We start from the raw sequence: 21,809 nt of genomic DNA on the forward strand, positions 1-21,809 counted from the left end.
ATACCTCTCCCCGCAAAGCAGGGAGAGGCCAATCGGTAAACGCTTACTCGGCGTCAGATGCATCAGTGGCAGCGGTAGCAACTTCTTCCGCTGGTTTCTGCTCTGTCGCTTCTTTGATGCTCAGGCGTACACGGCCCTGACGGTCCACTTCCATGACTTTCACTGGAACTTCCTGGCCCATCTGCAGGTAGTCGGTCACTTTTTCAACGCGCTTATCGGCGATCTGAGAAATATGAACCAAACCTTCTTTACCGCCGCCAATGGCCACGAAGGCACCGAAATCAACGATACGTGTCACTTTGCCAGAGTAAACGCGGCCAACTTCGATCTCAGCAGTGATCTCTTCGATGCGGCGAATGGCTTCTTTGGCTTTCAGGCTATCAGTTGCAGCGATCTTCACGGTGCCATCATCTTCGATTTCGATGGTAGTACCGGTTTCTTCGGTCAGCGCACGGATAACCGAGCCGCCTTTACCGATAACATCTTTGATCTTGTCTGAACTGATTTTGATGGTGTAAATGCGCGGCGCGAACTCAGAGATTTCCTGACGCGGCGTGCTGATTGCCTGTTCCATCACGCTCAGGATATGCAGACGTGCACCCTTCGCCTGGTTCAGAGCAACCTGCATGATTTCGCGGGTGATACCTTCGATTTTGATATCCATCTGCAGCGCGGTGATACCCTCGCGGCTACCCGCAACTTTGAAGTCCATGTCGCCGAGGTGATCTTCGTCACCCAGGATGTCAGACAGAACCACAAAGTTGTCAGCTTCTTTGACCAGCCCCATAGCAATACCGGCTACGGCTGCTTTGATCGGTACACCTGCGTCCATCAGTGCCAAAGAAGCACCACACACAGAAGCCATTGAAGAGGAACCGTTTGATTCGGTGATTTCAGACACAACACGTACGGTGTATGGGAAATCAGCTTGCTTAGGCATTACTGCCAGCACGCCACGCTTCGCCAGACGGCCGTGACCGATCTCACGACGCTTCGGTGAGCCAACCATACCGGTTTCACCCACGCAGTACGGAGGGAAGTTGTAGTGGAACAGGAAGCTATCAGTACGCTCGCCCATCAACTCATCCAGATTCTGCGCGTCACGCGCGGTACCCAGCGTTGCGGTAACCAGCGCCTGCGTTTCACCACGGGTGAACAGTGAAGAACCGTGCGTGCGCGGCAGTACGCCAGTACGCACGTCGAGGCCGCGAATCATATCTTTTTCACGACCATCGATGCGCGGTTCGCCACGGATAATACGGCTACGCACAACGCTTTTCTCGAGGTCATGCACGATGTCAGCGATGTCGCCTGCATCCAGGGTTTCGTCTTCAGCCTGCAGAGCGGCGATGGTCGCGTCTTTAACCGCGCCAACCTGCGTGTAACGCTCTTGCTTGTCGGTGATGCGGTAAGCATCGCTGATGCCTGCTTCTGCCAATGCAGTAACGCGTGCGATCAACGCATCGTTAGTTGGCAATGGCTGCCAATCCCAACGTGGCTTACCGGCTTCAGCAACCAGCGCATTGATGTTTTCGATTACGATCTGCTGCTGATCGTGGCCATAGACCACGGCACCCAACATCTGCTCTTCAGTCAGGATGTCTGCTTCAGATTCAACCATCAGCACCGCATTCTGCGTACCGGCAACCACCAGGTTCAAACGAGATTCGTTGATCTCATCGGCAGTTGGGTTCAGAACGTACTGATCGTTGATATAACCCACGCGAGCAGCACCGATTGGACCATTGAACGGCAGCCCAGACAGCGCTAACGCTGCAGAAGCACCGATCATCGCCACGATGTCCGGGTTAACTTGTGGGTTTACAGAAACAACGGTCGCAATGACCTGCACTTCGTTGATGAAGCCTTCCGGGAAGAGCGGACGAACTGGACGGTCAATCAGACGTGAGATCAGGGTTTCGCCTTCGCTTGGACGGCCTTCACGACGGAAGAAACTACCCGGGATACGACCAGCAGCGTAAGTACGCTCCTGATAGTTAACCGTCAGCGGGAAGAAATCCTGACCTGGTTTCGTTTTTTTCTGGCCAACAACGGTAACAAATACAGCCGTGTCATCCATGCTCACCATTACTGCTGCGGTAGCCTGGCGCGCCATCATGCCGGTTTCCAGCGTGACGGTATGCTGACCATATTGGAATTTGCGTACGATCGGGTTCAGCAAAATTTAAGTCCTTAAATTCGGGGGGCGCAGCCTATTATGGCGCGCCGGGGATTACCGATCTTCAGTTGCATCCTCGCGACTAATGACAACCTTAACCGCCCTTGCGGTAAAGCCTCTCATTAGCCGCGCGAACCTCTGCAAGCAAAGATCGCTCTCTGCAACAATACATGAGTTTGGTCCGGATTGCTGCGGATTGCTCGAAAAAAGGGGCCATCAAGGCCCCCTTTTCGCGAAACTCGCACAAATCTGATCGTCAGATGCGTTTTTTTGCATACTGGATGCGCTACACCCTTGATCAGATTCTTCAGACTTAGCGACGCAGACCCAGGCTTTCGATCAGACCGGTGTAACGTGCAACGTCTTTACGCTTCAGGTAGTCCAGCAGCTTACGACGCTGAGATACCATGCGCAGCAGACCGCGACGGCTGTGGTGATCTTTCTTGTGCTCAGAGAAGTGACCCTGCAGGTGATTGATCTGAGCAGTCAGCAGAGCAACCTGAACTTCAGTTGAACCGCTGTCGTTGGTACCACGACCGTATTTAGCAACGATCTCTGCTTTAGCTTCTACGCTTAGAGACATAATAAACTCCAGTAATAAATGAATGTATGGGTGCCGATCTCTAATTCAGCAGCCCGCTTTTAAAGCCGCGCCATTCTACTCTTCGCCTGATAGCAACGCAAATGCGCCGTTACGTCAGATTTGAGTCGCTTGATTATGCAGGAAATTCTACCACCAGACGACGCGGCGCCACGCGCCCGTCATCAGCAATTTCGGCCATGCCAATGAATTTGTGCTCATCACCTTCGGTCACGCGCACCAAGCCTTGTTCCGGCGCATCTGCCACCTGAACCGGCATTCCTTGCTTGAAATAGGCCGCCACAGCAGGCAAGAGATTCACAATTGGGAACTCTTCAGCCGGGCTATCCATTGGTAGCAATAACGCGTCAAGCGCGCTGTAATCCGGCGGTACCGCCATGTTGACGGTGGCGGCCACTTCCTGCAGCTGCTCCAGCGTCACCATTCTTTCAATGGGATAACGTGCCACCTGCAAACGACGCAGCATGATCACATGCGCACCACAACCAAGCTTCTCACCGAGATCGTCAATGATGGTACGGATGTAAGTGCCTTTAGAGACATGAATCTCTAGTTCCAGCTCATCCCCTTCCCAGCGAATAAACTGCAGTTCGAACACTTTGATCGGACGTGCTTCACGCGGCACGGTAATGCCTTCACGCGCGTACTCATACAACTTACGTCCCTGATACTTCAGCGCGGAAAACATGGTCGGCACCTGCATGGTGTCGCCGCGAAAATACTCCAGCGCTGCATCTAGCTCAGCCTGATTGAACGTAATTGCACGCGTTTCAACAATATTACCGTCGGCATCTGACGTATCGGTACGTTCACCAAGACGAGCGATGACGCGATAGCGCTTGTCAGAATCGAGCAGATACTGCGAAAACTTGGTGGCTTCACCGAGGCATACCGGCAACATGCCGGTTGCCAGCGGATCAAGCGCGCCGGTGTGGCCCGCTTTATTCGCATTAAACAGGCGTTTTACTTTCTGCAGTACATCATTGGAGGATGCGCCTTGATGCTTATCCAGCAGAAACACACCGTGGACGTCGCGACCGCGACGACGAGGACGACTCATTAGTCCTCCTTGTCATCTTCCGCCGGGCTATCGCCACGACGCTCAACATCACTCTTGATAACATTGCTGACCAGGTTCGACATGCGCATGCCTTCAATCAGCGAATTGTCGTAGAAGAAGGTCAGTTCCGGCACGATACGTAAACGCATCGCTTTACCTACCAGCGTGCGAATATAACCAGAGGCTTCTTTCAGCGCCTTCAGCCCGTTTTGCACCGCTTCTTCGTCTTTGTCATTTAAAAAGGTCACAAACACCTTGGCATAAGCCAGATCGCGGGAGACTTCAACACCCGAAACTGTCACCATCATTCCAAGACGCGGATCTTTAATTTCGCGCTGCAGGATGATTGCAATCTCTTTCTGCAACTCCTGAGAAACGCGCTGTGGGCGGCCAAATTCTTTTGCCATTATTCTTTCTCCCAAATAATTCGGGAGGCCAGAGGCCTCCCAAATTGCAACACATCAAATGATGATCAATCGATGGTGCGTTTAATTTCAATCACTTCGAAGACTTCGATCATATCGCCAACGCGAACGTCGTTGTAGTTCTTCACACCGATACCACATTCCATGCCGTTACGAACTTCGTTGACGTCATCTTTGAAGCGACGCAGTGATTCCAGTTCGCCTTCATAGATAACCACGTTGTCACGCAGTACACGGATTGGGTTGTGACGCTTGATGTTGCCTTCGGTGACCATACAGCCCGCGATAGCGCCAAATTTCGGTGATTTAAACACGTCACGTACAGCAGCCAGACCGATAATCTGCTGTTTGTACTCTGGTGCCAACATACCGCTCATCGCTGCTTTCACTTCGTCGATCAGATTATAGATCACGGAGTAGTAACGCAGATCGACGCTCTCAGCTTCAATTACGCGGCGAGCAGAAGCATCAGCACGTACGTTGAAGCCAAGGATGATCGCGTTGGATGCTGCAGCCAGCGTCGCGTCGGTTTCGGTGATACCACCTACACCCGAACCGATAATCCGCACCTTCACTTCGTCGGTAGAGAGTTTCAGCAGGGAATCGGAGATCGCTTCCACAGAACCTTGTACGTCAGATTTCAGCACGATGTTCAGCTCGGACACTTCGCCTTCGGTCATGTTGGCGAACATGTTCTCCAACTTAGACTTCTGCTGACGCGCCAGCTTAACTTCACGGAATTTGCCCTGACGATACAGTGCAACTTCACGCGCTTTCTTCTCATCACGAACTACGGTCGCTTCATCACCCGCTGCCGGCACACCGGACAGACCGAGGATTTCAACTGGAATGGATGGACCCGCTTCCAGGACTTCACGACCCAGTTCATCACGCATCGCACGTACACGGCCGTATTCAAAGCCACACAGCACGATATCGCCTTTGTTCAGCGTACCTTCACGTACCAGCACGGTTGCAACCGGACCACGACCTTTATCGAGGAACGATTCAATCACCACGCCGCTCGCCATACCTTCACGGATAGCGGACAGTTCCAGCACTTCGGCCTGCAGCAGAATCGCGTTCAACAGATCGTCAATACCGGTACCGGCTTTCGCTGATACGTTAACGAACATGTTCTCGCCGCCCCACTCTTCCGGAATAATACCGTATTGGGTCAGTTCGTTCTTAACGCGGTCTGGATCAGAATCAGGCTTATCAACTTTGTTGACTGCAACAACCACTGGCACACCGGCTGCTTTCGCATGCTGGATCGCTTCGATGGTCTGTGGCATCACGCCGTCATCAGCCGCAACCACGAGGATTACGATATCCGTTGCCTGCGCACCACGTGCACGCATTGCGGTAAACGCGGCGTGACCAGGGGTGTCGAGGAAGGTGATCATGCCGTTATCGGTTTCAACGTGATATGCACCGATATGCTGGGTAATACCACCCGCTTCGCCTGACGCGACTTTCGTAGAACGAATGTAGTCAAGCAGCGAGGTTTTACCGTGGTCAACGTGACCCATGATGGTCACAACCGGCGCACGACTTTCCTGCGCAGCATCGGTATCACGATCGTCCATTACCGCTTCTTCCAGCTCGTTCTCACGGCGCAGGATCACTTTGTGACCCATTTCTTCCGCGACTAACTGAGCCGTTTCCTGATCGATAACCTGGTTAATGGTCGCCATTGCGCCCATTTTCATCATAGCTTTGATGACCAGTGAACCTTTGATCGCCATTTTATTGGCCAGTTCAGCAACGGTGATGGTTTCACCGATGACAACATCGCGGTTAACAGCCTGAGCGGGTTTGTTGAAGCCTTGCTGCAGGGTGCTTGGCTTGCGGTGTTTACCACCTTTGCCGCCACGAACCTGAGCGCGCGCTTCTTCACGATCGGTTTTAGCTTCAGAATGCTTGTTGCCTTTCTTCACCGGACGTGCAGCTTTAGTGGTGCGAGCACGTGCGCGGCCTGCTTCAACCTGGCGATCGTTCTCATCTTCTGCCTGACGGGCGTGAGTTGAGGTCGTGACGTGATAGTCGCCTTTGTCCTCTTCCTCAGGTTTTTCCCATTCGGCTGATTTTTCTTCTGCCAGGCGGCGGGCTTCTTCTGCCACGCGGCGGGCGTCTTCTTCCAGCTTACGACGCGCTTCTTCTTCCGCTTTACGTTTCAGTTCGGCAGCTTCAGCTTCACGACGGGCTTTATCAGACTGCGCAGCCTTAGCTGCTACGTCGGTAGGTTGATTAGTCACTTTCTCTTTTTCCGCTGCTTCACGTTTGGCCTTGTCAGCGGCTTCGCGCTTGGCTTTATCTTCGGCTTCACGTTGCGCTTTCTGTTCAGCTTCGCGACGGGCTTGTTCTTCCGCCTCGCGACGCGCCTGCTCTTCCGCTTCACGCTGCGCCTCGGCTTCCGCTTCTGCCTGAGCTTGCTCAGACTCTGCGTCGCCTTTCACGTATGTGCGTTTTTTGCGGACTTCGATTTGTACCGACTTACTTTTACCCCCGGTGACGGGAATATTCAAGGTGCTGCGCGTCTTGCGCTGCAAAGTCAGCTTACTTGAACCGGTCTGACCGTGCTCACGATTCAGGTGAGACAGTAAGGTTTCTTTCTCTTGCTGTGACACCGCATCGTTCTCAGACTTACGGATCCCTGCATCAGCAAATTGCTGTACCAGGCGATCGACCGGGGTCTGAATTTCGGCGGCCAGCGATTTTACGGTTACATCTGTCATGCTGTTCCTTCCTGTTATTACGCGTCATCGCCGAACCAGCAGATATTACGTGCAGCCATAATCAGCGCACCGGCTTTCTCGTCATCCAGCCCTTCAATATCTGTCAGATCGTCAACACCTTGCTCAGCGAGATCTTCCAGCGTGCAAACGCCTTTCGACGCCAGGCGATACGCCAGCGCACGATCCAAGCCCTCAAGATTCAGAAGGTCCTCAGCGGGCTCCTGATTACCAAGGCTCTCTTCTTTCGCTAATGCCAGGGTAGTTAACGCATTTTTTGCTCGTTCACGCAGGGCTTCAATGGTCTCTTCATCGAGGCCGTCGATTTCCAGCAGCTCGTTGATTGGCACATAAGCCAATTCTTCCAGCGAAGAGAAGCCCTCTTCCACCAGAATGGTGGCGAACTCTTCGTCGATGTCGAGATGTTTGGTGAACATATCGATCGCTGCATGGGCTTCAGCTTGGTGCTTCGCCTGCAGATCATCGACGGTCATCACGTTCAGTTCCCAACCGCTCAGCTGGGAAGCCAGACGCACGTTTTGGCCGTTACGGCCGATCGCCTGAGCCAGATTGCCAGCTTCAACAGCGATATCCATGGTGTGATTATCTTCATCCACCACAATTGACGCCACATCTGCAGGCGCCATAGCGTTGATAACGAACTGCGCTGGGTTGTCGTCCCACAGTACAATATCGATACGCTCGCCACCCAGCTCGCTCGAAACCGCCTGCACGCGCGCACCGCGCATACCGACGCAAGCGCCCACTGGATCAATACGTTTATCGTTGGTTTTCACTGCGATTTTGGCGCGTGAACCCGGATCGCGCGCTGCCGCTTTGATCTCGATAACTTCTTCGCCAATTTCTGGCACCTCAATGCGGAATAACTCAATCAACATTTCAGGTTTAGAACGGGTCACGAACAGCTGAGCACCACGCGCTTCAGGGCGAACGGCGTACAGCACACCGCGGATGCGGTCGCCTGGACGGAAGTTCTCACGTGGCAGCATGTCTTCGCGCACAATCACCGCTTCAGCATTGCTGCCAAGATCCAGTGAAATATTGTCGCGGTTCACCTTCTTCACCACGCCAGTGATGATTTCGCCTTCGTGTTGACGGAACTGATCAACCACCATCGCGCGCTCAGCTTCACGTACTTTTTGTACGATAACCTGCTTAGCGGTTTGGGTAGTGATACGGTCGAAGGTGACAGACTCAATCTGATCTTCAACATATTCGCCCAGATTGAACGCTTCGTCTTCATAGCGGGCTGCATCCAGCGTGATCTCGCGAGTCGGCTGCGTAACTTCTTCAACAATCTGCCAGCGACGGAAGGTGTCGAAATCGCCGCTACGACGGTCAATGCTGACACGCACTTCGATCTCTTGCTCATACTTCTTTTTGGTCGCAGTGGCCAAAGCGCTCTCCAGCGCTTCGAAGATTTTCTCACGCGGCAGGGCTTTTTCGTTAGAAACGGCTTCTACTACAGCTAAGATCTCTTTGTTCATCCTGGTTAGCCTCAATCCGGACTTTTAAAAGTGGGGGACCAGGTTCGCTTTCTGAATGTTGCTCAGCGCGAACACTTCATCGTTACCCTCAACGGTTACCGTAATCATCTCGCCTTCAACAGACTTGATGATTCCCTGCCATTTACGGCGGTTTTGTACGGCCATGCGTAGTACCAGGCTCACCTCGTCACCGGCAAAACGTGCATAGTGTTCAGCAGTGAAAAGAGGACGTTCGAGACCCGGCGAGGAAACTTCAAGGTTGTAAGCCACGGTAATAGGATCTTCCACATCCATTACTGCGCTGACCTGGTGGCTAACATCGGCGCAATCATCAACATTGATACCCTCTTCACTATCAATATAGATGCGCAAGGTTGATGTGCGACCACGAATAAACTCGATACCGACTAATTCGTAGCCAAGCGCTTCTACTGGAGCAGAGATCAACTCTGTCAATTTTTGCTCTAATGTGGACAAGCCCACCCCCAAGACATAAAAAAAGGGCCTATAGCCCAGTGTGTCGATTTCCTGATAACAAAAAACCCCGAATATTCGGGGCTTTTTGTGACTGGACCCTGTACGCCGCATAGCGGCTTCGGAGCACAATCCAAAAGAATTTTTTTCAAAATCACTGATGAGTGCGTCCGTCGATGCATACAGTATATTTGAAAAAGAACTCTAAGGGAAAGTGGTTGCGGGGGCCGGATTTGAACCGACGACCTTCGGGTTATGAGCCCGACGAGCTACCAGGCTGCTCCACCCCGCGTCCGAAAACGTGGCGAATAATACGCCGACCTTGCAAAAAACGCAAGTTATACTGAGATTTGGTACCGAGGACGGGACTTGAACCCGTAAGCCCTTTCGAGCACTACCACCTCAAGGTAGCGTGTCTACCAATTTCACCACCTCGGTACATCACTAGACTGCAACGTTACATTGTTGCACTACAGCGTTGACGATCTTACTGCGGGATATCATTGCCCGGCGTAGCCGGTTTAGCTGGCTGAGTCTGCTGTTCAGACTGAGCTGGCGCAGTGAGGTTATCCCACTCACTTCCTTTGGCTGTTTTATTCGTGTTCAGATTGCCAAGAACCAGACTGATAATGAAGAACAGCGTAGCCAGTACCGCAGTCATGCGAGTCATAAAGTTGCCAGACCCGTTTGAACCGAACAGCGTACCAGAAGCGCCTGCACCGAATGATGCTCCCATATCAGCGCCTTTGCCTTGCTGCAGCATGATCAAACCTACGAGGCCAATCGCTACAATAAGGAAAACAACTAACAGAGCTTCGTACATAATCAACCTGTTTCCTTGCGCATTTTCTGCACAGTTAAAGCTTCAACCAATATTGATGGGGCGTCTCGTCATCACCCATCAGAAGCGGGTGTGAATACTAACCAAAGGGACATACCTCTGCAAGTGCAATTTTCACCAATGCTCTCGATTGCGGAAAAAAGCACCATCCCGGTGATTTTACAGGCGGAAAAGGTAAAATCTTTCCGCCTGAATAGCCTTATACGGCTTTTACTGCATCCGCAATTTTGTGTGCCAGCGCACTAACCTGCGCCTCGTCTTCGCCCTCCACCATCACGCGAATCAACGGTTCAGTGCCGGACTTACGCAGCAACACCCGACCACGTCCCGCCAGCGTTTTTTCAACTTCAGCGGTTACGGCTTTCACACTGTCGCTTTCCAACGGATCGTTTTCACCTGCAAAACGCACGTTGACGAGGATCTGCGGTAACATTTTCATGCCACTGCATAGATCGTGCAGAGTCATATGGTTGCGCACAACAGCAGTAAGTACTTGCAAACTTGCTACAATGCCGTCACCGGTGGTGGTTTTATCCAGCAGAATAACGTGACCAGAATTTTCAGCGCCTAAACGCCAGCCTTTCTCCTGCATTTTTTCCAGCACATAGCGGTCACCGACTTTCGCACGGGTGAAAGGAATGCCCAGCTGTTTCAGCGCCAGTTCCAGTCCCATATTACTCATCAACGTTCCGACCACACCACCACGCAGCTGGCCCTGGCGCAATCCTTCACGCGCGATGATGTAAAGAATTTGGTCGCCGTCGACCTTATGGCCCAAATGGTCAACCATCATGATGCGATCGCCGTCGCCATCGTAGGCCAGCCCGAGGTCGGCTTTTTCTTCCAATACGCGATGCTGCAGCAGACGCAAATCGGTGGCGCCGCAATCTTTATTGATGTTCATACCATCCGGCTGCGTACCGATAGCAATCACGGTAGCGCCGAGTTCGCGCAGCACGTTTGGAGCGATGTGGTATGTCGCGCCATTCGCGCAATCAACCACAATCTTGAGTCCGTTGAGGCTCAATTCGCTTGGGAAGGTACCTTTACAGAACTCGATGTAACGGCCTGCAGCATCCACAATGCGGCTAGCGCGGCCCAGCTCAGCAGACTCAACGCAGGTGATGGGTTTTTCCATCTCCAGCTCAATGGCTTCTTCAACTTCATCCGGCAGCTTGGTGCCTTCAGCCGAGAAGAATTTAATGCCGTTATCATCAAACGGATTATGCGACGCTGAAATCACGATGCCCGCTTCGGCACGGAAAGTACGCGTCAGGTAAGCGATGGCCGGCGTTGGCATTGGCCCGGTAAAGGCCGCAGATAATCCGGCGGCGGCTAGACCCGCTTCCAGCGCCGATTCCAGCATATAGCCTGAAATACGCGTATCTTTACCAATCAATACTTTGCGAGATCCCTGGCGCGCCAGCACTTTGCCCGCCGCCCAGCCCAGCTTGAGGACAAAATCAGGGGTAATCGGCGCTTCACCGACTTTGCCGCGAATACCATCTGTACCGAAATATTTACGATTACTCATGCCTTTATCCTTTTGCTCTTCGTGTCGCTTCGACGACGCGCATCGCTTCGACCGTCTCTTTCACATCATGTACGCGAATAATTTGTGCCCCTTGCATAGCGGCGATCACCGCACAGCTTAGGCTGCCGGTCAGGCGCTGCGCCGGGCCAACATTTAATAGCTGTCCAACCATCGATTTACGCGACATTCCTACCAACAGCGGTAAACCGTAATGGTGGAAATGGCTCAGATGCGCCAGCAGTTCATAGTTGTGGCTGAGATTCTTACCGAATCCGAAGCCTGGATCGAGCAGCAGATTCTCTTTTTTTATTCCAGCCGCTTCACAGCGCGCAATCTGCGCAGCGAAGTAAGCGTCCACTTCGCTGACAATATCTTGATACTCCGGTGCTTGCTGCATGGTGCGTGGCTCACCTTGCATGTGCATCAGACATACCGGCAACGCCGATTCGGCAGCCGCAGCCAAGGCGCCCGGTTCAGATAAGGAACGAATATCATTGATGATGTGAGCACCTACTCGCGCTGCCTCACGGATGACTTCAGCCTTTGAAGTATCCACGGAAATCCACACCTCAAAGCGCTGAGCGATGGCTTCCACTACGGGAATCACACGTTCCAGCTCTTCTTCCACGCTAACTTCATCAGCCCCGGGACGCGTCGATTCACCACCAACGTCAATAATGGTGGCACCGGCATTCACCATCTCATTGGTATGCGTTAACGCATCCACCAAAGTGTTGTGAGTGCCACCATCTGAGAAAGAGTCCGGCGTGACATTTAAAATACCCATCACATGGGGAAAAGAGAGATCGAGATGGGAATCACGAGCGAACAACTTCATGGTGAAAATCTCCTTTGGGAAATCACTGAATCCCACAATGAAAAAACCCCGGACATGCCGGGGTTTGCATTATAACAAGCAGTGCGGGCTGCAAATCCAGCGGTAGAGTTAACATCCCGCCAGATTGCTATCACATAATCTTGTCTGAACCCGGCGTTTTCGGGTCATCCACAGGGCGAGGAGCCTGGGTTGAGTCGCCGTTACCAACGGCGACTTTAGCCTCTTCCCAACCTGCAGGTGGACGCACTTCACGGCGTGCCATCAGATCGCTGATTTGTGGTGCATCAATGGTCTCATACTTCATCAGCGCGTCTTTCATCGCGTGAAGGATGTCCATGTTTTCGTTCAGGATGCGGCGAGCACGCTGATAGTTCGTATCGATAAGGTGTTTAACTTCCTGATCGATAATGCGCGCCGTTTCATCTGACATGTGTTTTGCTTTTGCCACTGAACGGCCGAGGAACACTTCGCCCTCTTCTTCAGCGTAGAGCAACGGACCCAGCTTCTCAGAGAAGCCCCACTGCGTAACCATGTTGCGTGCTACGCTGGTCGCCATTTTAATGTCAGAGGAAGCACCCGTCGAAACATAGTCCGGACCATAAATGATCTCTTCCGCCAGACGTCCACCGTAAGCCACAGAAATACGGCTTTCCAGCTTTTGACGGTTAGCGCTGATCTCATCGCCCACAGGTAAGAAGAAGGCAACGCCGAGCGCACGACCACGCGGAATAATTGTCACTTTGTGCACCGGATCGTAACCCGGAACCAGAGTACCCACAATCGCGTGACCCGCTTCATGGTAAGCCGTCGATTCTTTCTGCTCTTCGGTCATCACCATGGAACGACGTTCCGCCCCCATCATGATTTTGTCTTTGGCTTTTTCAAACTCAACCATCGAAACAACACGCTTATTACCGCGAGCAGCAAACAGCGCCGCTTCGTTGACCAGGTTAGCCAAATCCGCACCGGAGAAGCCCGGCGTACCACGTGCAATAACGGATGCATCCATATCGGTAGCCAGTGGCACACGACGCATATGCACTTTCAGAATCTGCTCACGACCCCGAACGTCTGGCAGACCAACCACAACCTGACGGTCAAAGCGACCTGGACGCAGCAGCGCTGGGTCAAGAACGTCTGGACGGTTAGTTGCCGCGATCACGATGATGCCTTCATTACCTTCAAAGCCATCCATCTCAACCAGCATCTGGTTCAGCGTTTGCTCACGTTCATCGTGACCACCGCCTAAACCGGCGCCACGTTGACGGCCAACCGCATCGATTTCATCGATAAAGATGATGCACGGTGCCGCTTTCTTCGCTTGCTCGAACATGTCACGCACACGAGATGCACCAACACCGACAAACATTTCAACGAAGTCAGAACCGGAGATAGTGAAGAATGGGACTTTCGCTTCGCCAGCAATCGCTTTCGCCAGCAGCGTTTTACCGGTACCCGGAGGACCGACCATCAAAACGCCTTTCGGGATTTTACCGCCCAGTTTCTGGAAACGGCTCGGCTCACGTAAATACTCAACCAACTCACCGACTTCTTCTTTGGCCTCATCACAACCGGCCACGTCAGCGAACGTGGTTTTGATCTGATCTTCGGTCAACATGCGGGCTTTGCTCTTGCCGAAGGACATCGCGCCCTTGCCGCCGCCGCCCTGCATCTGCCGCATAAAGAAGATCCACACGCCAATCAACAGCAGCATTGGGAACCAGGAAATGAAGATTGAAGCCAGCAGGCTTGGTTCTTCTGGCGGCTCGCCAACCACTTTGACGTTTTTGGTCAACAGATTATCGAGTAACTTAGGATCGTTGACGGGGATATAGGTGGTGTATTTATTGCTGTCTTTTTTGACAACGTTAATCTCACGCCCGTTAATTCGTGCCTCGCGGACCTGATCTTGGTTCACTTCCGATAGGAAAGTTGAATAATCAACCCTACGGCCATTCGACTCGCTGGGCCCAAAGCTCTGGAATACAGACATCAGCACAACCGCGATGACTAACCAGAGAATCAGGTTTTTCGCCATGTCACTCAAGGGATTAACCTCATATTACAACGATGTTAACAGACAGCGTAGGGTACTATAGATCCTTCATACCTGGAATCGCAGTGCGGATGATTTTACTTGTTTACCCTGAAACTCAGAATTAGACATCAGAATAAACGCATTGGTCGTCTTACTTTGATTCCGGCAATTCAGGCTAAAGTTTGCGCCCCGTCGCCACAATGTACACTTCGCGCGAACGAAGTCGCGAAGCGTCCGGCTTACGAATTTTCACTTTCGTAAACAGGGAGCGAATTTCCCGCAGGTATTCATCGAAGCCATCTCCCTGAAACACTTTCACTACAAAACTGCCGCCCGGCGCCAGAATATCCCGACACATTTCCAGCGCCAATTCTACCAAATACATCGAACGTGGAATATCAACCGCAGGTGTACCGCTCATATTGGGTGCCATGTCTGACATGACCACTTGCACCTTTTGGTCGCCTACGCGCTCCAGCAAAGCGTTAAGCACCGCTTCATCGCGAAAATCGCCCTGCAAAAAATCAACGCCAACTATCGGGTCCATTGGTAACAGATCGCAGGCGATGATACGACCACTTGATCCGATAAGCTGAACCACATATTGCGACCAACCGCCGGGTGCTGCACCCAGATCAACCACCGTCATGCCGGGTTTGAAAATCTTGTCACCCTGCTGTATTTCCTCAAGTTTAAACCAGGCACGCGAACGTAACCCTTTTTTCTGTGCCTGCAGCACATATTTATCGCTAAAGTGTTCCTGAAGCCAGCGACTGGAACTGGCCGAACGCTTTTTACCCGTCATAATTTTTCCAATTAAATCGTCATCGTAGCGATAAATCAGCACGCAATGGTCGCGTTGATTTGGCGATATACTCGAGATGGCGGTAGAATGAACCGTTTTCAATCCCTGAGTAAGCAAAAAATACGATGAATCTGAGTACCAAACAAAAACAGCACCTGAAAGGCCTTGCCCATCCGCTTAAGCCGGTTGTCATGCTGGGCGGTAACGGCCTTACTGAAGGCGTGCTCGCCGAAATCGAACTGGCGCTCGAGCATCACGAATTGATCAAGGTAAAAATTGCCTCGGAAGATCGTGAAACCAAGCAGCTGATCGTTGACGCTATCGTGCGTGAAACAAAAGCAGGCAACGTACAGGTCATCGGCAACACGCTGGTGCTGTATCGCCCTGCAAAAGAGCGCAAAATTACTCTTCCGCGTTAATCATGCCCTTAAAGGCGGCGACGGGCAAAGAAAGTGCCACGCTCCTGCATGTGATAAAAGGCCGCTATGCGGCCTTTTTCCTTTCTTTACAAAATGCAGCGACATATTGCAAAGCGTAGCAATAGCTTAAAGGTATTCCACCTTTAGCACTTCATATTCCACATCCCCGCCAGGGGTTTTCACAATCGCTACGTCGTCCGCTGATTTACCCACCAACCCACGCGCCATCGGTGAATTCACTGAAATCAGGTTCTGTTTAAAATCAGCTTCATCGTCACCCACAATGCGGTAGGTGAACTCTTCATCCGTATCCACATTCAGGATGGTTACGGTAGCGCCAAAAATCACGCGACCAGTTTTTGGCATGGCGGTCACATCAATGACCTGCGCATTAGAGAGCTTGGCTTCAATCTCTTGAATACGCCCCTCGCAGAAACCCTGTTCTTCGCGAGCCGCATGGTATTCGGCATTCTCTTTCAAATCGCCGTGCTCACGGGCTGTGGCGATGGAGGCGATAATGCGCGGACGCTTCACGGATTTCAGTTCGTTCAGCTCTTCGCGCAGCTTCTCAGCGCCTTTCAACGTCATCGGAATCTGATTCATTTTGGCTCCTCGTCATCTATCCTGGTTAACGGCGTCATCCTGACCGGTGACAGCAGAAAACAGCTTCTGCGGCGCGTTACCTCTTTTCACAAGCAAAAGAAGCCTGACCCGGAAAGCTTTCCGGGTCAGGTTCGGTTTTGCATTTTGATACGTATTTTACCCCAGAGTTCCCTGTGGGTCATCGTTTACTTTGCACCGTCTGGGGACGTAGTATTGACGCCTTCACCCGTCAGTTACCGCGAGATTATGCGATTTTCACGACTTGTTACCGGATTAACCTGTGCGTTTATGCTGCAGGCACAAGCAGCCCCCGTTGAAGAATACATGCAGTATTTGCCAGACGGCGCAAACCTGGCGCTGATGGTACAAAAAGTGGGCGCATCAACCCCGATAATCGATTATCACGGCAAACAGATGGCATTACCGGCCAGCACCATGAAGGTGGTGACGGCGCTGGCGGCCCTGCTGGAACTCGGTCCTGACTTCCGTTTCCAGACCACCATGGAAACCAAAGGCGCGGTTAACGATGGCACGCTCAATGGCGATTTAGTCGCACGTTTTGGCGGCGATCCGACGTTAAGTCGCCAGGATCTGCGCAATATGGTTGCTGCGCTAAAAAAGCAGGGCATCACCCATATCAAGGGCAATCTGGTGATCGACACCTCGGTGTTCGCCAGCCACGATATGGCCCCAGGCTGGCCGTGGAACGATCTGACGCAGTGCTTTAGTGCACCGCCGGGTGCTGCCATTGTCGATAAAAACTGTTTCTCAGTTTCGCTCTATAGCGCCACTACGCCGGGCGAGAATGCCTTTGTGCGCATCGCTTCGTATTACCCAGCGCACATGTTCAGTCAGGTGCGCACCATCGGCCGTAACAGCGGTGACGGACAATATTGCGAGCTGGATGTGGTGCCAGGCGAACTTAATCGCTACACCCTAACCGGCTGCATGCGTCAACGTGCTGAACCGCTGCCGCTGGCGTTTGCCGTGCAGGATGGCGCCGCGTGGGCCGGTGAGATCCTCAAAGCCGAGCTGCGCGCTGCCGATATCGATTACAGCGGCCATTTAGTGCGTCAATCACAAGTGACCTCACCGGGCAGCGTGCTGGCGTCAACGCAATCGGCGCCGCTGCATACACTGCTGCACACCATGCTGAAAAAGTCGGACAACATGATTGCCGATACCGTATTCCGCACCATCGGCCATCACTATTTCAACGTGCCGGGTACATTCCGCGCGGGCTCAGATGCCGTACGCCGAATCCTGCGGGAAAAAGCCGGCGTTGATCTCGGCAACAGCATTCAGGTTGATGGTTCCGGACTGTCGCGTCATGACCTGATCGCGCCAGATACCATGATGCAAGTGCTGCAATACATTGCGAAAAACGATTCGACGCTGAATTATATTTCGATGCTGCCGCTGGCGGGTTATGACGGCACCCTGCAATATCGCGGCGGTCTGCATGAAGCAGGACTGGATGGTAAAGTGTCGGCAAAAACCGGTTCACTGCAGGGCGTCTATAATCTGGCTGGATTCATTACCACCTCAAGCGGTGCGCGCGTGGCGTTTGTCCAGTATCTCTCCGGCTATGCGGTTCCGCCGGAAGATCAGAAAACGCGCCGTATTCCATTGGTACGTTTTGAGAGTCGCCTCTACTCGGATATCAACAAAAATAACTAATGAAACTGCTCATTGTCGAAGATGATACGCTGCTGCAGTCGGGCCTGGCGCAAGCGCTCAGCGCGCAAGGTTACGCCATCGACTGCGCCAGTACAGCTGCCGAAAGTAATGCACTGCTGCGCAGCGGTCAGTACAGCCTGATCGTGCTCGATCTTGGCTTACCGGATCGCGATGGCGCGTCCTTGCTACGCCAGTGGCGCCGCGACGGCATCGCGGTACCCGTGCTGATCCTCACGGCGCGCGATGCGCTGGATGATCGCGTGGATGGCCTGGATGCCGGCGCCGATGATTATCTGGTGAAGCCGTTTGCGCTGGTTGAGTTACAAGCCCGCGTAAGGGCATTAATTCGCCGCTATCAGGGCCACAGCGATAACCTGCTGCAACAGGGCGATCTGACGCTGAATCTCAGTTCGCAGCAGGTTCTGCTGGAAAATCTTCCGCTGGAGATCACGCCCAAAGAGTTCGCACTGCTGACGCGCTTACTGATGCGAGTGGGACAAAACGTCCACCGCGAAACGCTGCAGCAAGATCTCTACAGCTGGAATGACGATCCCGGCTCCAACACCCTCGAAGTTCACATTCACAATTTGCGTCGCAAGCTCGGGAAAGATCGCATCAAAACCGTGCGCGGCGTAGGTTACCGCCTGGAAATCCGCGAATGAACAGCATGCGTCAGCGGTTATTAATCATGCTGGCGCTGATCCTCCTCACCTGTCAGGTGATGAGCGCCATCTGGCTGTGGCATGAAAGCCGCGAACAAATCAGCTTTTTAGTTAACGAAACCCTTTCCGCACAAGCGCGTAACGATCGCGTGGAAAATGAGATTCGCGAAGCCATTGCGTCGCTGCTACTGCCCTCTTTAGTGATGGTAGGCCTTACCTTGCTGCTGTCATTTTGGGCGATTAACTGGATCATTCGCCCGCTCAAGTCGCTACAAGACAGTCTCGCGCATCGCTCGGCGGATAATCTCTCTCCTTTACCGATCTATTCAGAAATGGATGAGATTGTGGCGGTAACGTCGTCGATTAACCAACTCTTTTCGCGCCTGGATCACACGCTGCAGCAGGAACGATTATTCACCGCCGATGCGGCGCACGAGCTGCGTACGCCGCTGGCGGGATTGCGGCTGCACCTTGAGCTCCTGCATCAGCAGAACGTGCCGCAAAGCGAGATGCTGATTGAACGTATCGATCAGCTGATGCACACCGTAGAACAGCTGCTCATGCTGTCACGCGCCGGACAGGCATTGGCAGGGGGTCACTATCAGCAGGTACTGTGGCAAAAAGAGATCATGCACCCGCTGCGGCCGGAAATGGCCGAACTTTACCACCAGCGGCAGCAAATCCTGCATTGGCCACAGAGCGATGATCTACAGCAGCAAGGGGAACCGATGCTGCTGCGCCTGATGCTACGTAATTTGCTGGAAAACGCCTCACGTTACAGCCCGGAAGGTAGCGAAGTGACGGTAAAAATGCGGCAGGACAAGCAGCAGGTGATTATCGAAGTGTGGGATCAGGGGCCGGGTATTGATGCGACGGCCGCAGAAGAGCTGACGCAGGCGTTTCGTCGTCGCGATCAGCGTTACGGCGGTAGCGGGCTTGGTCTTAATATTGTGCTGCGTATCGTGCAGATGCACCGCGGCAGATTGGAACTGATTAATCGTGAGGATAGCAGCGGACTGATTGCCCGCTGCTATTTGCCATTGCAACTGATTGGCTGAACGCCATCAGAAGTGGGTATTCAGACTCACATAATAAGTACGACCTGATTCATTGTAGGTATTCGCCCCCGCCCCATACAGATACGAGTTCGTCGTGGCATTGCCGGTGGTTTGCGCATTCCCTTCACGGTAGTGACGCTTATCGAACAGGTTATCGATACCCAGCGTGATGCTGGCGTACTTATTGATATCGTAGGTGCCGCTCATGCCGATAATCGAATAAGGGCTCACCGTATCAGTGGCGCTACCGGTTGAGGTATTGCCTTTGTAGTCATATTTCTTCGGCGTCTGGGTACCGTACCAGGTCAGCGTGGTCTGCAGCGACAGATCCTGCATTGCCTGCCAGCTCAGCGTCGAGTTTAGCGTGTACTCCGGAATCACCGATAAGCGATCGCCGGTCTCTTTGTTCTTACTTTGCAGCATATAAGTGAAGTTGTTGTTCCACGTTACGCTGTCCGAAAACGGCACGTTGACAGTACCTTCCAGCCCTTCCACCACCGCTTTGGGTACATTTTCCCACTTATAGATATCGGTGGTGCCATTAGAGGCTTTGCCCACTGGCGAGTAACCGGCTTCGATCTTGTTGCGGTAATCGTTGCGGAACCAGGTTAAACCGGCCTGATATCCTTCATGTTTCCACTCAAGACCAATCTCTTTGTTGATGCTGTTTTCCGCTTTCAGGTCGTTATTCCCCTGCAGATAACAAGCGCCGGTGCTGGCCGCGCAACCTTGGCCATTGCTGTACAGCAGATAGTTAGGGTTGGTCTGATACAGGCTCGGCGCTTTATACGCACGCCCTATCCCCATCTTCAGGGTGAAGTCATCCCCTAAACCTTGCGACAGGTTAAGCGACGGGCTCCAGTTGTTGCCAACTATCGAGTGATGGTCGAAACGCAGGCTTGGCGTCAGCATGGTGCTGTCGGTCAACTCCATGTTGTCTTCAGCAAACAGTGAAAAAATCTCTGCCTGTGAATAAGGGCTGCGGCCAGTGTTATCGATGCCAGGCACCGCGCCGTAGCTCGCTGCCTGGGTGTTAGAGGAGCCATCTTTCATGCGCTGCTGGTTCCATTCAGTACCCAGCGTCGCGGTTTGATTGAACAGCAGTTCAAACGGAATGCTCACTTCGCTATGCAGCAGCACATCGTCCAGCTGAATAGTGTTAAAACCGCTATTCGAGAAGATACCCTCAGTGCCGCCCGCTAAACCCTCATTGATGCGCGAGTTGCGGGTCTTCTCGTAACGCGCATAGGTATTGGTGCTGACGCCGTTATCCCATGCGCCCGTCCACTTCAGCGAGACATTTTGTCGATACAGGCGGTTAGTTTCATCACCGTACAGGCTTTTCACCAGCGCACTGGTGTTGGTGTTCTGCGTGTCGCCAGCATACAGGTTGCCCTGGCGGCTGTAGCCAGCCTGCCACTCCAGCGTTTGCATTGGCGCAAATGCCCAGCTCAGTAACGCATTGATATCTTTATTCACCGAGCCTTCACGCCCGGCCGGATAACTGCCCGCGTATGAACCGGTGCGCGCCGCCGCATGCCCCTCGTTGATGTCATAGGCATCGGCCTGGGTTTTGGCTAAACCGCCATACAAACGGAAGTTGAAATCGTCACCCAGCGGCCCTTCCAGACTGAAGTTAGTGCGTTTGGTGGCGCCTTCCGCTTTGTGTTCTGGCACGTTGTAATAGGTGTTCCAGGAACCGTGCCACTGCTGATCGGTTTGTTTTTTGGTGATGATATTCACCACCCCGCCCGCCGCGCCGTTGCCGTAGCGCACTGCTGCCGGTCCGCGAATCACATCGATATGATCGATCATCTCCGGTGGCACCCAATTGGTATCACCGCGCGTATCACGCTCGCCACGCCAGCCAAGGCGCACCGAGTTACGGCTGGTAATCGGCATGCCATCCACCATGATCAGGGTGTTTTCCGGACCCATGCCGCGAATATCGATCTGGCGATTGTTACCGCGCTGGCCGCTGGTGGAGTTACCGGTGAGATTCACGCCCGGCATGGTACGGATGATCTCGGAGACATCGCGCGCAGGCGGGTGTTTTTTAATTTCGTCGGCGGTGATAGTTGAAACACCCAGCGCCTGCAGGTTTTGCTGCTGCGCGGTAACCATTAAGGTGCCGCCGTCCATGGATTGGGCGTCGGTACTGCTTACAGAGGTATTGCTGGAAGAAGTGTCCGCTGCCCAGGCACCGCTGGAGAGCAGTGAGGCGCTGAGCCCCAGTTCAATCAGAATGGCTAATGATAACCGTGAGTAATTTTTCATTTTATGCGTTCCTGGATTGCCAGCAAAAACCCTGAGGCTTGCGTGGCGAGCCGGTGAGAAGATCCCTGTTCC

General features: G+C 53.0%; 18 protein-coding genes and 2 tRNA genes. 4 read left to right on the forward strand and 16 right to left on the reverse strand.

Translation table 11 applies throughout. The features are described from left to right. Positions 1–43: 43 nt before the first annotated feature. The 14 genes from pnp to rlmE form a co-directional block, all read right to left on the reverse strand. The gene (pnp, locus tag AAGR08_RS16230; RefSeq protein WP_097095082.1) at positions 44–2,182 is read right to left on the reverse strand and encodes a polyribonucleotide nucleotidyltransferase; all 2,139 of its coding nucleotides are present in this window, start codon (positions 2,180–2,182) and stop codon (positions 44–46) included. Between the two features lie 310 nt (positions 2,183–2,492). Continuing rightward, on the reverse strand, positions 2,493–2,762 hold the full coding sequence (rpsO, locus tag AAGR08_RS16235; protein WP_036620269.1) for a 30S ribosomal protein S15: 270 nt from the start codon (positions 2,760–2,762) through the stop codon (positions 2,493–2,495). A 133-nt stretch (positions 2,763–2,895) separates the two neighbouring features. Next, positions 2,896–3,840, reverse strand: a complete 945-nt coding sequence (truB, locus tag AAGR08_RS16240) for a tRNA pseudouridine(55) synthase TruB (protein WP_097095083.1) — start codon at positions 3,838–3,840, stop codon at positions 2,896–2,898. Further along, positions 3,840–4,247 (reverse strand): 30S ribosome-binding factor RbfA, encoded by a 408-nt coding sequence (gene rbfA, locus AAGR08_RS16245; protein ID WP_007886693.1) that lies wholly within the window; start codon positions 4,245–4,247, stop codon positions 3,840–3,842. The genes truB and rbfA overlap by 1 nt, the downstream gene beginning before the upstream one ends. A gap of 65 nt (positions 4,248–4,312) precedes the next feature. Next, positions 4,313–7,003 carry a translation initiation factor IF-2 gene (infB, locus tag AAGR08_RS16250; RefSeq protein ID WP_097095084.1) on the reverse strand — a complete coding sequence of 897 codons (2,691 nt, stop codon included), beginning with the start codon at positions 7,001–7,003 and terminating at the stop codon, positions 4,313–4,315. Positions 7,004–7,020: 17 nt separating this feature from the next. Continuing rightward, positions 7,021–8,508, reverse strand: a complete 1,488-nt coding sequence (gene nusA, locus AAGR08_RS16255) for a transcription termination factor NusA (RefSeq protein ID WP_345827359.1) — start codon at positions 8,506–8,508, stop codon at positions 7,021–7,023. A gap of 24 nt (positions 8,509–8,532) precedes the next feature. Beyond that, entirely contained in the window at positions 8,533–8,985 is a 453-nt protein-coding gene (gene rimP / locus AAGR08_RS16260; protein ID WP_036620302.1) for a ribosome maturation factor RimP, read from the reverse strand. A gap of 212 nt (positions 8,986–9,197) precedes the next feature. Beyond that, positions 9,198–9,274 (reverse strand) — tRNA-Met (locus AAGR08_RS16265). Positions 9,275–9,333: 59 nt separating this feature from the next. Further along, positions 9,334–9,420, reverse strand: a tRNA-Leu gene (locus AAGR08_RS16270). Between the two features lie 49 nt (positions 9,421–9,469). Next, on the reverse strand, positions 9,470–9,805 hold the full coding sequence (gene secG, locus AAGR08_RS16275) for a preprotein translocase subunit SecG (RefSeq protein WP_097095086.1): 336 nt from the start codon (positions 9,803–9,805) through the stop codon (positions 9,470–9,472). Between the two features lie 217 nt (positions 9,806–10,022). Next, on the reverse strand, positions 10,023–11,357 hold the full coding sequence (gene glmM, locus AAGR08_RS16280; protein ID WP_097095087.1) for a phosphoglucosamine mutase: 1,335 nt from the start codon (positions 11,355–11,357) through the stop codon (positions 10,023–10,025). 4 nt (positions 11,358–11,361) lie between these two features. Beyond that, on the reverse strand, positions 11,362–12,195 hold the full coding sequence (gene folP, locus AAGR08_RS16285) for a dihydropteroate synthase (protein ID WP_345827360.1): 834 nt from the start codon (positions 12,193–12,195) through the stop codon (positions 11,362–11,364). A gap of 130 nt (positions 12,196–12,325) precedes the next feature. Further along, a complete protein-coding gene (gene ftsH / locus AAGR08_RS16290; RefSeq protein ID WP_097095089.1) occupies positions 12,326–14,233 on the reverse strand; it encodes an ATP-dependent zinc metalloprotease FtsH in 1,908 nt (635 codons plus the stop codon). A 175-nt stretch (positions 14,234–14,408) separates the two neighbouring features. Beyond that, positions 14,409–15,038, reverse strand: a complete 630-nt coding sequence (gene rlmE, locus AAGR08_RS16295; RefSeq protein WP_007886684.1) for a 23S rRNA (uridine(2552)-2'-O)-methyltransferase RlmE — start codon at positions 15,036–15,038, stop codon at positions 14,409–14,411. 125 nt (positions 15,039–15,163) lie between these two features. On the opposite strand from rlmE, the gene yhbY reads away from it, so the two are divergent. Further along, the gene (yhbY, locus tag AAGR08_RS16300) at positions 15,164–15,457 is read left to right on the forward strand and encodes a ribosome assembly RNA-binding protein YhbY (protein ID WP_007886683.1); all 294 of its coding nucleotides are present in this window, start codon (positions 15,164–15,166) and stop codon (positions 15,455–15,457) included. A gap of 126 nt (positions 15,458–15,583) precedes the next feature. Here yhbY and greA read toward each other — a convergent pair whose 3' ends face one another. Continuing rightward, complete coding sequence (gene greA / locus AAGR08_RS16305) at positions 15,584–16,060, reverse strand: transcription elongation factor GreA (protein ID WP_008104312.1); 477 nt, start codon at positions 16,058–16,060, stop codon at positions 15,584–15,586. A gap of 246 nt (positions 16,061–16,306) precedes the next feature. On the opposite strand from greA, the gene dacB reads away from it, so the two are divergent. The 3 genes from dacB to pmrB are packed head-to-tail and all read left to right on the forward strand — an operon-like array spanning position 16,307 to position 19,460. After that, the gene (dacB, locus tag AAGR08_RS16310) at positions 16,307–17,740 is read left to right on the forward strand and encodes a serine-type D-Ala-D-Ala carboxypeptidase (RefSeq protein ID WP_097097602.1); all 1,434 of its coding nucleotides are present in this window, start codon (positions 16,307–16,309) and stop codon (positions 17,738–17,740) included. Then, complete coding sequence (gene pmrA, locus AAGR08_RS16315; protein WP_345827361.1) at positions 17,740–18,402, forward strand: two-component system response regulator PmrA; 663 nt, start codon at positions 17,740–17,742, stop codon at positions 18,400–18,402. Before dacB ends, pmrA begins: the two co-directional genes overlap by 1 nt. Further along, positions 18,399–19,460, forward strand: coding sequence for a two-component system sensor histidine kinase PmrB (gene pmrB / locus AAGR08_RS16320; protein WP_097095091.1), 1,062 nt, complete (start codon positions 18,399–18,401; stop codon positions 19,458–19,460). Before pmrA ends, pmrB begins: the two co-directional genes overlap by 4 nt. Positions 19,461–19,466: 6 nt before the next feature. Here the strand turns inward: pmrB and AAGR08_RS16325 are convergent, their stop codons facing one another. Then, complete coding sequence (locus AAGR08_RS16325; protein ID WP_345827362.1) at positions 19,467–21,737, reverse strand: TonB-dependent siderophore receptor; 2,271 nt, start codon at positions 21,735–21,737, stop codon at positions 19,467–19,469. Positions 21,738–21,809 lie beyond the last annotated feature (72 nt).

This window comes from Pantoea sp. BRR-3P (assembly GCF_039621635.1).
In the GTDB taxonomy this organism is placed as follows: domain Bacteria; phylum Pseudomonadota; class Gammaproteobacteria; order Enterobacterales; family Enterobacteriaceae; genus Pantoea; species Pantoea floridensis.